Raw genomic sequence first — 11430 nt, forward strand, 5'->3', positions numbered from 1 at the left:
CAGCGAACGGACGTTCGGCTGCGGTCGTGTAGCTTCGATAAGCGGACGCCGGTCCGAGGGTAACACCGGCACTCACGCCATTGTCGGCGAGTGCCGCCGTTCCGGATCAGATCGCACCTCACCGCGGTCCAAGCCCGGCGTTTACCGGTTGTTCACGCCCGCGTGCGACGGTAGCGGCGGAGGAGATCATGATGGTGGTTCACGACGCAGCGCCATTTTCACGGTCGATGACAGGTTCACCGCGTCTCCGGACTGCTATCTCGCCGATGTCTGATCCTCACTATCGCAAGTTCGGTGTCCTGCTGCTGCTGGCGATCAGCGCGCTGGGATGGCTCGCTTTGGTCTATTTCCTGCTGCGTTGAGCGCTACGATCAATACGCGTTGGGATGCAGTAGCACGCGCAGCGTAAGCGCGGCGATGCGGATGTCGCGCCAGATCGACCAGTTGTTGATATAGTCCAGATCGGCCTGCACGCGGTTGGTCACGTCCTCGGCGCATTGCGTCGCGCCACGCAGTCCACGCACCTGCGCCAGGCCGGTGATCCCCGGCTTGACCGCGTGACGATGCCAGTAGCGCTGGTCGATCTCCCAGAACAACGCATTTTCGGCGCGTGATCCGAGCGCGTGTGGCCTTGGTCCGACGATGCTCATGTCGCCGAGCAGGACGTTCAGAAGCTGCGGCACTTCATCGAGGCTGGTCTTGCGCAGGAAAGCGCCGACGCGGGTGATGCGCGCATCGTCGCGCAAGGTCGAAGTGCCGCCATCCGAATCGCAGACGTCGACGCGCATGCTGCGGAACTTGAGCACCGCGAACTGCCTGTTCGCCCGACCGACGCGAACTTGCCGGAAGAAGATAGGCCCACCGTCCTCCAGCCTGATCGCGATCGCTGCGGCAAGCGTGATCGCGATAATGCCGGGGAGAAGCGCGAAGACCACGGCGAGGTCGAAGGCGCGCTTTAGCACGGCGTCGGGGCGACGAAGCGGCCCGCGCGCGACCACCGCGGTCGGTTGATCGTGCGCGCTCCCCACCTCCAGGATGCCGAGCGCCTTTATCTCCGGCATGACGACGTGAACGTCGGTGCCGAGCGCTTTCAGCACCGCAACCCAGGCAAGGCGCGCTTCGGGTGCGACCGACAGAACGACGCGGTCGAAGCGGGCGCAGGCACGGCTGATCCGGTCGAGCATGTCGGGGCAGTCGAGCGACGGCCGCAATCCGCTGCCGCCGATCTCGATCGCGTGGGTGAAGATTTCGGATCGACCATTAGAGGCGTCATGCAGCAGGAGTTCGTCGATCAACCCGCGCGGCGAGAGCGCGAGGATCAGCCACGCGTTTAGGCTTCTGGCGGCAACAAGAAACAGGATCGCGAGCGCGAAGGCGACCGCTTGCTCGAGGCGCGAATAGTCCGCGCTGACCTTGAACGCGAAGCCGAGCCCGAGTGCCAGCAACGACACGATCGTGAACGACGACAGCGCGCGGCGCATTCCGCGTGCCGGCTGCATCATCGCGTCGCGGTCGAAGGCACCGCGGCTGGGGGACAGCGCGACGTACAGCGACAGGATGATGGTGGAAACGGCGGCAACGCGCTCGCCCGGATCGCGTCCCAGCACCAGCGAGGCGAGCACCAGTGCGGCGACGATTGCGATCAGATCGCCGCAGAACAGCAACATGCGGGCCTGAACCCGCCGCTGCGCACCCGAGAGCATAGGCGAATATTCGCGGCCCAAGCGCGCCGGCGCGTAGGTCGCGGTCGTGACTTCCTGCACTTCGAGCGCAATCAACGATGCCAGCCCCCCGACCCGTGCGCCGACACGGAATCGAGTTTCCGCGCGACGTCTGCGAGACGATAAGCACACCGGCGTCTGAGGTCAGCAGCGGACCTTTACAGTTGAACTTGCCCGAGCACGACGACTTGTAAATTCACGCGCAGCGCATTCCATACACAATCAAATTGACCTAGCTGCGTCTATTTACAGTCACATGGCTCGGAAATAACACGGGCTTGTTTACCGCTCCACCTAAATACAGATCAGTTATCTTGACTGTTCCGCTTACATGGCAGCAAGAATAAGCGAGCGTGACATTCGATCGGCGTCGGACGGCGCAAGCTGCGACGTTGACCGGATCGCAGCGATCAACCGGTTCGTGGTTCCGAGCACGAACGGGTCAGCACTGACCAGCGCTGATCCGGCAAACAAGGCATCGCTCGACATCCTTACGACAGGACGATCGATCGTTTCAGGCGTTCGCTGTACCACGAGCTGCTCACCGGTCATCGGCGACCCAAAATAGCCCTGCCGCTCCAGCGCCTGCTCGATCCGCGCGCGGTCGATCTCGTCCCTCACGGCGTTGACCAACTGGATACGACGCCCGATCGACGGGTGCGTGATCGACAGGTCGGCCCAGCGCGCGGGCGCCACGCGTCGAAGGAAACGCTCCGGCGCGCTGGTGTCGTAGCCTGCACGAGCGATCAGGCGCAGCGCGAGCTGGTCCGCTTCGATCTCCGCCTGCTTGATCCCGCTCTTGCGGCGCGTCTGCGGAAAAAACGACGCGTGGCACCCGTCGCTGGCGCGATGGTGCAGAATGTTATGCGCCATCTCGTGCGCTACGACGAAGGCAAGCTCGTCATCCGCCGCGGCCACGTCCAGCGCGCGCGTGGTGACCGCGACGTAGCGCCCGTCGGCCCAGGCGTTGACCGCGTTACCCGGCTGGAGCGTGGCCGTCCCGCCGCAGCCGCGATCACCGGCGAGCACGATTTGACGCTGCGTTCCACCGCGCTCGACCGTCAAAACAGCCGGGTTCGCGCGCAGCATGGTATCGAGTGCGATGTTGAACAACTCGACCCGCCGATAGGTCGCCCGAGAGCGGATTAGCGCCGCCCCCAGCGCCGTGACGTCGCGTCCGTTGATCGCGACGATTTCATCGTCCACGAGCAGCCCTGCTCGATCAGCCGCACTACCCGCGACCACCGCGCGAACCGCGAACCCCCGGCCCAGCCCCCGTGCCTGGACGAGCGTCCGGTCTCGCCGGTCGTAGCTGGCAAGATCGTGCAGCGTGAGGCCTGTGATCATCATCGGCGCGTCGCACCGATCACCGTTGGCAGACGCGAGGCGATACCCCACGAGCGCCAACCGGGCGTCGCCCGACGCCAGCGCCGCGTCGGAGAGACGGGCCGCCATCGCGCTGCCGCTGCCGAGCATCAGAGCCGCGGCAGCAACAAGGTACGATAATGCGTGGTGCAGATGCTTGCGGTCGAGCACGTGTCACTTCCTCTTGCTTCACGGGCAAGTGACACACGCGGGTGTATATATCGTTGAGCAGGCTGCGGGGCCGTTCTCTACGGCAGACGGAGCGTCAGCGGGGAAGCGCCGAGCATGTCGCTCAGAATCTAGCCCTGGAAGATGATGAAGAAGATCACCCGGCTACTTGGAAGAAGCGGCCAACAGATTATCCGACCTGTAAGGATTACCGATCCCGGATTGTAATGAATAACCGCTCACCTGCTTGACGCATGCAGAGGCACCGTGTTGTTTGCGGAAGCGTTCTGGGGGGCCGTTCGCTTGCGATTGTATTTATCGACAGCATTGCTGTTGCTGGCGGCGTGCGCCCCGGGACCGAGGCCGCAGGCGGCGACGGGCAGCAGCGCCTACGCGTCGCTGGAGACGACGTCGGTCGCGAATACCGGCGGTTATCGCCTGTCATCGGGCGACGAACTGTCGATCAACGTTTATTACGAGCCGGAGTTGAGCTTCGCCCGCGTCGTGGTCGACAGCGGTGGCAAGATTCCCTTTCCGTACCTGGGCTACGTGACCGCGGAAGGTAAAACCGCGGAAGAGCTCGCCAGCACGATCACCGCCGGCCTGTCCGGTCGCTACGTCGTCGATCCGCAAGTATCGATCTCGGTCCTGCAAGCCGCGTCGCAGAAACTGGTGGTCGAGGGTGAGGTGCAGAAGCCTGGAAGCTTTGCACTGAAAGGCCGCAGCAGCTTGCTGGAAGCGCTGGCGCTCGCCGGTGGGCCGCAGCGGACCGCCCGGCTCGACGAGGTGATCGTCTTTCGTCACCGCGCCGACGGCGATTATGCCGCGCGCTTCGATGTCGCGCGCATCCGCGCCGGGATCGACCGCGACCCCGTGCTCGAAGGCGGCGACACGGTCGTGGTCGGGATCAATCACGCGAGCCGAATGTACCGCGACATCCTGCAGGTCGCGCCGCTCCTCACGCTCGTGTTCCTGCGGCTGTGATCGCGCGGGTACCGGCATGAACGCCCCATTCGGCAGGATCGAGGCGGCGGTAGCGCCACCCCCTGCCCCGCTGTTCGCGCTCGATTTCGATCGCCTCTGGGTGCCGGTGCGCCGCTCGCTCGTCCCGATGGCGGCGATCGTCTTCGCGTCCCTCGCCGCGGCGCTGCTGGCCTTCGTGCTGATCCGCCCTTCCTTTCGCGCGGACGCGACACTGCGCATCGATGCCGCCGCCCAGCGCATCGTCGGCACCGAAGATGTCGCAGGCCCGGTTCAGGTCGCCGACATCGACCGGCAGATGGAAACGACGCTGCTGATGGCGCGCAGCGTGCCGGTTGCCGAGGCGGTGATGCGCGCGTTGAAGCTGTCGGCGGACGACACCTTCTTACGGCAGATGCACGCGGACCCAGCCCCCACGCCGGGCGAGCGTCGGCAGGCAGTGCTCGACCTGCTCGATCGTAAACGATCGGCGGCGATCATCCCCAACAGCCGGGCCGCGAGCATCGCCTTCACCTCGCCCGACCCGCAATTGTCGGCACTGATCGCCAACAGTTTCGCCGACCATCTCGTCCGCCGCGACGTGCAGCAGCGCGCCGACCAGTCGCGCTATGCCCGCGCTTTCCTGGAGAGCGAACTGGCGAACATCCGCACGCGCCTGTCGGAGAGCGAGCGCCGCGCCAACGATTACGCGCGCCGTGCCGCGATCATCGCGGTTCCCGCGCGCAAGAACCAGCGCACCGATGCGACGCTGACCAGCGACACGCTCGACCGGGTCAACCAGCAGCTCAGCGACGCCGCGCAGCGACGCATCCGCGCGCAAGCCGACTGGCGAGCGGTCGCTGCGCGTCCTCCGCTGTCGATCCCGGAGGTGATCGGCAACGCTGCGGTCCAGTCGCTGGTCTCGCAGTCGACTGACGTTCAAGCCAGGCTGAACGCTGCCGCGGCGCGGCACGGACCCGAACATCCCGAGGTACGACAATTGACGGCGCAGGCGACCGCGCTGCACCGCGAACTGACGCGGCTGGCGGACGGGATCAAGGCCGGCCTGCACACCCCCCTCGACAGCGCGACGCGCGACGAGGCCGAACTGGCGTCGCGGTTCGCTCGGCTGCAAACCAGCCGCTTGTCAGAGCAGGACAACAACGTCGCGCTCGCCATCCTGCAGCGCGAAGCCGACACCAACCGCAACCAGTATGACGCGCTTCTCGCCCGGCTCAATCAGTTGAACGCGGAAGCAGGGGTTCAGGTCAGCAACCTGTCGATCCTCGATCGCGCCGTGCCGCCCGATCGCGCGTATTTTCCCAGCCTGCCACTGTTTGCCGCCATCGGCCTGCTGCTCGGCGTGGTCGCGGCGACGCTGTTCCTGCTGGTGCGAGAACTGCTCTTCGTTCGCCTGCGCACCCCCGCCGACGTCGCAGCTCGACTGAGCCTGCCGGTCATCGCCGCGATCCCGATTGCGCGCGGCGAGAACGAGGCGAGGCTGGAGAGCAGTTACGGGGAGGCGCTCGCCGCGCTGCACGTCGCCAGCGATCGCGGGCTGCCGGCATCGGTGCTGGTCACGAGCGCGTCGATCGGCGACGGCAAGTCGACCACCGTCCACGCGCTGGCTCAAGCAGTCGGCGCGACCGGCAAGTCCGTTCTGGTGATCGACGCCGACCTGCGCCGACCGGTCCAGCATCGGCTGTTCGATGTCGCTGGCGACTATGGGCTGACCGAGGTGCTTGCCGGGCAGCGCGCGCTTGCCGACGCGACGCAGCGAAGCGGAGTAACCGGTGTCGACGTGCTCGCGGCCGGTACTCGCCCGCCGCAGCCGGCCATCCTGCTCGCGAGCCCGCGCTTGCGCGACACGATCGAGGCGGCGACGCGTGCCTATGATCTCGTCCTGATCGACACGCCGCCGATCGTCGGGGTCGGCGATCCGTTGCTGCTCGCGGTTCGGGCGCAAACGGTCCTGTTCGCGATCCGCGCCGACACCAGTCGCGTCGCGACGGTGCAGGGCGCGATCGGCAAACTCGCCAAGCTCGGCGTCACGCCGCTCGGCGCAATGCTCACCTTTTACCGACCGACCGGCGCCGAGGAATATGACTACGGGATCTACCGTCACGAGGCTGCTGAGTAAGTGGTGCGCAGTGAAGGCAGGCGCCGGTTTGCGTTGGTCGCGGCAATCGCAGCCGGGTTGAGCGTCGCGCTCGCGCTCGCCGACCTTTCTCGCGCCGCGGCCGAGCGGAGCGTGCTGCAAACAGCGCCGACTCGGCAGGTCATCGTCATGGACCCGCGCCCGCCCGCCGACCGCGTGCGCTACGCCGCCGCGATTCCCGACGCCCCGTTCGACGCGGCACTGCTCAATCGGTGGCTCGCTGCGACGCCCGCGGGCACGAAGCGCGCGGCGGGTTTCGCGCTGCTGCGTCGCCTGGGCTTCCGCGACACCGCCTCGCAGATCGACATCATCGCCGACAGTCTGCAACGCGGCGACGATGGGCAAGTCCTGCTGCGCCTCGACGCGCTGCTCGCCCGGCAGGTGGCACCTCGCGCGCTCATGTCGATTCTGTCGCAGATGGAGCGTGCGCCGCGCTGGCACGCCCTCGTGGTTGAGCGGCTGAACGCGCGTCCGGCGTGGCGCAACCGGTACCTGTTCAACGCCGCGGCCTTGGATGACGCCATCGGGCGGCGCGCACGGCTCGCGACCGTAAGCGGCCTGGCAGACGGCGTGGAACGTTGCCGCGTGGCTGCCTTCGCTTCGCGTGAGAGCTGGAAGCGCGGCGATGTCGCGCTGGCGGACGCGTTCTGGCGGCGCGGCGAGGCCACGGATCGCGGCGCATCCACCGATCGCTTTCCGTTCGATTGGGAGACCGGCGCTAGCGTCGACTTGGAGGGAACGCGAGTGAGCCGCGGCGACCTGGTGGCGTTCAGCTTTCGCTGGAACGGTCACGGGAGCGACGCCTTCGCATCGCGCCACGTGCTGGGACCGCTCACGAGAGGCGCGACTCTGACCAGCGTCGACGCAAAACCCGACGTGCTCGACCGGATCGACGTGCACTATCGTTGCCAGGGCGGTGGCTGGCGGGTGGCGCTCCGAGCCGCCGGGACGAACCACGCGACGTTCCGCGTCGGCGATCCCCTCACCTGCGCGGCGGGCGAGATCGCCGTTGTGCCGGTCGACGCAGCTAACGCCGGCGCGAACGGCGAGACGGTAATCGAGTTCACCCTGCCCCGCGTGCGACCTGACACGCGGCGCCCGTGACGGTCGATGCTTCCCTCGCTCAGCGGTTACGCGATTGGCGCCGCTGGCCCGAGACGTTCGGGCGTGTGACCAACACGCATCACTACGTGCCGCAGATCGACGGTCTGCGCTTCCTCGCGATCGCGCAGGTGGTGCTCTACCACGCTGCTCTTCGCGGGCAGCGCGCGGCGGATCCGGCCGCGATGCCGGACGGGGGCTGGTTCGCCTGGCTGCCGAACGGCATCGCGGGAGTGGAACTGTTCTTCTTCATTTCCGGCTACATCATCGCTTACCTGTTCCTGACCGGGCGACCGCCGCGATTGCGCGCCTTCTACCTTCGCCGGGTTTCACGGCTGGAGCCGCCGTACATTCTGACCGTCCTCATCTGCTTCGCCGCGTTCGCATCGGTGGGCGGCAACGTCGGACCGAGCCCGGCGCTGCGCCACGCCGATGCCACTACGCCGCTGTGGAAAAACCTGCTCGCCAGCCTGTTCTATCTTCACGGGACGATGTTCGCGGCGTCGCCGCGCGTCAATCCTCCGCTGTGGACGCTGGAGATCGAAATCCAGTTCTACCTGCTCGCGCCGTTCATCATCGGTGCCTACACGGTGGTGCGGCGTACCGGCGCGCGCGCGGTGATCGCGACCGGAGCGGTCCTGGCCACGCTGGTCCTCCAAGCGCTGCTCGACCCGTTCGCCCGCACCCACTATTCGCTTGCGGCACATCTGTTCCCGTTCCTGCTCGGCATCGCGGTGAGCGACTGGGCGGCGCGCCGCCGTCCGTTCGCGGCGCCAGCCGCCGCGTGGGCCGACGCCGCACTCGCGATCGGCCTGCTGCTGTTCGTGGCCGGATCGATGCTGTTTTACGTTCGGCTCGGGTCCATCGGGCGAGCCAGCGTCCTATTGTGCCGTGGCGCTGCGATCGTGCTCATCTATCTGGGCGCAGCGCGAGGGATCAGGGGCCGGCGCTGGCTCGGCAATCGCTGGATCGCGCTCGTCGGCGGCGCCTGCTACTCGATCTACCTGCTCCACGTTCCGCTGCTGCAGATCGCGTCGCGCGTGATGCTGGGGCCGATCGACTGGTCCGGTCGGCCCGCTCTGGCGGTCGCGGCCGTTTACCTGTTCGTCCTGCCCGTCGTCGTGATCGGCTGCATGCTGTTCTACGTGACCGTCGAGCGGCCGTGCATGAACCGCGATTGGCCGCGTGCTCTGGCGCGACGATTGCGTCTTATAGGAGCGCGACGATGATCGGGCGGCTTTACGTCGCTGCCAGCCTGTTCTTCGCGCTCAATCTCGCGCAGACGCTCGGGCTGCCGTACGCGAATGTGTTCGAGAAGGGATTGTACCTCGCGCTCGCGGCGGCGGTGCTGATCCGACGCCGGTTCGATGCGGTCGCATTCGCGCTGATGACCGCCACGTTGCTGCTGACGATCGTGCTGGGGCTGCTCACGTCGTTTCCGCACTTCAGCTGGATGACGTGGCTGCTGTCGGTCAATCAGTTCGCCATCATCTACGTCCTGACCGGCTTTCTACCGAGCGAGCGCGATGCCGAGACGATCTTGCGCACCAGCGCGTGGTTGCCGCTCGTCTGCGTGCTCGCCGGCGCGATTGGATCGATCACGACCGGCCGCGCGATGTTCGGTACCGAATGGGCGACCGGCACGGCGCGGTTGCAGGGATCGCTCATCCCCGCGTTCCTGTCGGGACTATCCGCGACCGGGATCGTCGCCAGCCTGATCCTGGGGCTGGAGTGGCGCCGTTTGCGCTATCTGGCGCTGACGGCGACCGACCTCGTCATCCTGATCCTCGCCGGCGGCCGCGCCGCGTTGGCGGTCGCGGTGTTCGTGTCGGTCTGCCTCGTCGCGTTCAGCCGCATGGTCCACGTGCGCGACAAGCTGGTGCTGTTGATGGGCGCGATCGCCGCACTGCCGATCTTTGCCGCCGTCGCCGTGCCGTTCGCGCTGCGGCGGCTGGTCACGAGCACCGACAATGGCCGCGTAGAGATGGCGGCCTATCTGCACACGCTGGCCGAGCGCTATCCGTGGACCGGCATCGGGTTCGGCCACCAATATTGGCAGACGCCGCAGGACATCGTCGTCGTGGTCGGGTCACCCGCCGCGCACAACGACTTCCTGCGGCTGACGGTCGAACTGGGCGTGATCGGCGTAGGACTGTTCTACCTCGCGTTGACCGCCGCGATGCTGCGCGCTGCGTGGCGCGATGAAGCGTTCAACGTCACCGCGCTCGCCGCATGGATCGGCTTTCTGCTGCTGTCGCGCAGCGACAATGCGCTGGCGACGCCGGCCTATTTCCCGCTGCTGATCGTGTGCGTGCTGCCGCGTTCCTCGTCGGCCGGGCGGGAGGCGTCGTTCGTCTTCCCTCGTTTTTCCACCGGGCACGAGGCGCTCGATCCCGCATGATCCGCCACTATGCCTGGTCTGCCGCGCGGCAATGGGGTCAGCGGCTCGGCACCGCGCTGACCTTCGTGATTCTCGCGCGCATTCTGTCGGCCGAGCAGATCGGACTGTTCAGCGCGGCGCTCGCGATCATGGCGTTGGCCGAACTGGTGAACGAGAATGGCGCCGGCGACGCGGTGATCCGCAACCGTGACGCGACGCCCGCTGCGATCAGGGCGCTCGGCCGCGTCAACGTCGCGGTATCGATCCTGCTCTCGACGGCGTTCGTGCTTTTGGGCGGACGGATCGAGGCATGGTTCGGAACCCCCGGTCTGCGCCCGATCGTGTCGGCGCTGTCGATCGTTCTGCTACTCAACGCCTTTGTCTACATTCCCGCGGCGGTTCTGCGCCGCGACATGGCGTTCGCCAGGCTCGCCCGCATATCGCTCGGCAGCACCGTGCTCGGCTCCCTCGTCGGGATTGCGGGAGCGTTCGCCGGACTGGGTGTGTGGGCGCTGGTGGCACAGGCACTGACCTTCGCCGGCAGCACCGCGGTGCAGATGAATCTGAGCGGCGGGATCCGCTCCGCCGAGCCGGCGGATCTCCGCGCCGCGCGGCCGCTGTTCGCATTCGGCGGCTTCGTCATGCTTGGCAACCTGTTATCCTATGTCTCGACCCGCGCGATCGAGCTGGCGCTGCCGTTTCACTATGATGCGGCGGTTCTCGCGCTCTACGTCATCGGCAGCCGGTTCTACTTCGTCGCGGCGCAGATGGTCACCGCCGTCCTGCTCGACGTTACCATGTCGCGCCTGTCGGCGCTGTGCGGCCATCGCGCGGCCTTTGGAGAGGCACTGGCGAGCGCCACCGAGACGGGCGCCATGATCGGCGGTGCAATCTTCTTCGGGCTCGCCGCAATCGCGCCGGAGTTCTGTCGATTGGTGTTCGGGCACACGGGGGCCGCGGCGTCGCCGTTCCTCGCGGCCGTAGCTGTTGCGGGCAACGTCCTGCTGCTCAACTACGTCGCGCAGGTCGCGCTCAAGGCGCTGGGGCATAGCAGGACGATCGCGCTGACGAGCGGCGTGCAGGCGGCGTTGGCGCTGCTGGTGCTCGTGCCGGCGTGGCCGGTTCCGGCTCTCGCGCGCGTGGCGCTGGTCAACGCGCTGGTCTTGCCCGGCCTCGCGGCGCATCTGCTGATTCTGCGTCGGCTGCGCGTGGTGTCGCTCGCAGGGTTGGCGCGCGGAATCGCTCCGGCGTGGGTGGGCGGCGCGCTGATGTTGCTAGTCGTCGCCGGCGCGCGCGCGAGGATCACCGTCGATCTGCCCGACGCGCTCGCGCTACCCGTTCTGATCGGCGGCGGCGCGGTGGCGTATCTGATCGTGGTGACGATCGCTGCCGGACGCGGATGGCGCCCGCTTGCCCTGCGGCACGTCGCCAAGCCTGCCTGAGCTTCATCGCCATACCTGGCGGGTAAGGCCGCGATCCTGCCGGGTCGATCGGCGTAAGCCATCGCAAATCGGCGCTGTCCTACACGTCAGGCGTGGTCATATGGGCGCAATCCTCTGCAATCCGGGGGATCACAT

General features: G+C 67.1%; 8 protein-coding genes. 6 read left to right on the plus strand and 2 right to left on the minus strand.

Annotated elements, in window-relative coordinates; genetic code table 11:
* Positions 1 to 371: 371 nt before the first annotated feature.
* Both BMW51_RS05340 and BMW51_RS05345 read right to left on the minus strand, forming a co-directional pair.
* Entirely contained in the window at positions 372 to 1778 is a 1407-nt protein-coding gene (locus BMW51_RS05340) for an exopolysaccharide biosynthesis polyprenyl glycosylphosphotransferase (RefSeq protein ID WP_143051804.1), read from the minus strand.
* Between the two features lie 270 nt (positions 1779 to 2048).
* Positions 2049 to 3257 (minus strand): M48 family metallopeptidase, encoded by a 1209-nt coding sequence (locus BMW51_RS05345; RefSeq protein ID WP_143051805.1) that lies wholly within the window; start codon positions 3255 to 3257, stop codon positions 2049 to 2051.
* Between the two features lie 306 nt (positions 3258 to 3563).
* Here BMW51_RS05345 and BMW51_RS05350 point away from each other — a divergent pair, with 306 nt between their 5' ends.
* The 6 genes from BMW51_RS05350 to BMW51_RS05380 are packed head-to-tail and all read left to right on the plus strand — an operon-like array spanning position 3564 to position 11295.
* On the plus strand, positions 3564 to 4238 hold the full coding sequence (locus tag BMW51_RS05350) for a polysaccharide biosynthesis/export family protein (RefSeq protein WP_218139365.1): 675 nt from the start codon (positions 3564 to 3566) through the stop codon (positions 4236 to 4238).
* 16 nt (positions 4239 to 4254) lie between these two features.
* Positions 4255 to 6354 carry a GumC family protein gene (locus BMW51_RS05355; RefSeq protein WP_177171542.1) on the plus strand — a complete coding sequence of 700 codons (2100 nt, stop codon included), beginning with the start codon at positions 4255 to 4257 and terminating at the stop codon, positions 6352 to 6354.
* Between the two features lie 33 nt (positions 6355 to 6387).
* Positions 6388 to 7476, plus strand: coding sequence for a hypothetical protein (locus BMW51_RS05360; RefSeq protein ID WP_143051807.1), 1089 nt, complete (start codon positions 6388 to 6390; stop codon positions 7474 to 7476).
* Positions 7473 to 8702 (plus strand): acyltransferase family protein, encoded by a 1230-nt coding sequence (locus tag BMW51_RS05365; protein WP_093004179.1) that lies wholly within the window; start codon positions 7473 to 7475, stop codon positions 8700 to 8702. Before BMW51_RS05360 ends, BMW51_RS05365 begins: the two co-directional genes overlap by 4 nt.
* The gene (locus BMW51_RS15835; protein WP_143051808.1) at positions 8699 to 9874 is read left to right on the plus strand and encodes an O-antigen ligase family protein; all 1176 of its coding nucleotides are present in this window, start codon (positions 8699 to 8701) and stop codon (positions 9872 to 9874) included. Before BMW51_RS05365 ends, BMW51_RS15835 begins: the two co-directional genes overlap by 4 nt.
* The gene (locus BMW51_RS05380) at positions 9871 to 11295 is read left to right on the plus strand and encodes an oligosaccharide flippase family protein (RefSeq protein ID WP_177171543.1); all 1425 of its coding nucleotides are present in this window, start codon (positions 9871 to 9873) and stop codon (positions 11293 to 11295) included. The genes BMW51_RS15835 and BMW51_RS05380 overlap by 4 nt, the downstream gene beginning before the upstream one ends.
* Positions 11296 to 11430: the final 135 nt, after the last annotated feature.

The organism is Sphingomonas palmae (assembly GCF_900109565.1).
Lineage (GTDB): Bacteria > Pseudomonadota > Alphaproteobacteria > Sphingomonadales > Sphingomonadaceae > Sphingomonas > Sphingomonas palmae.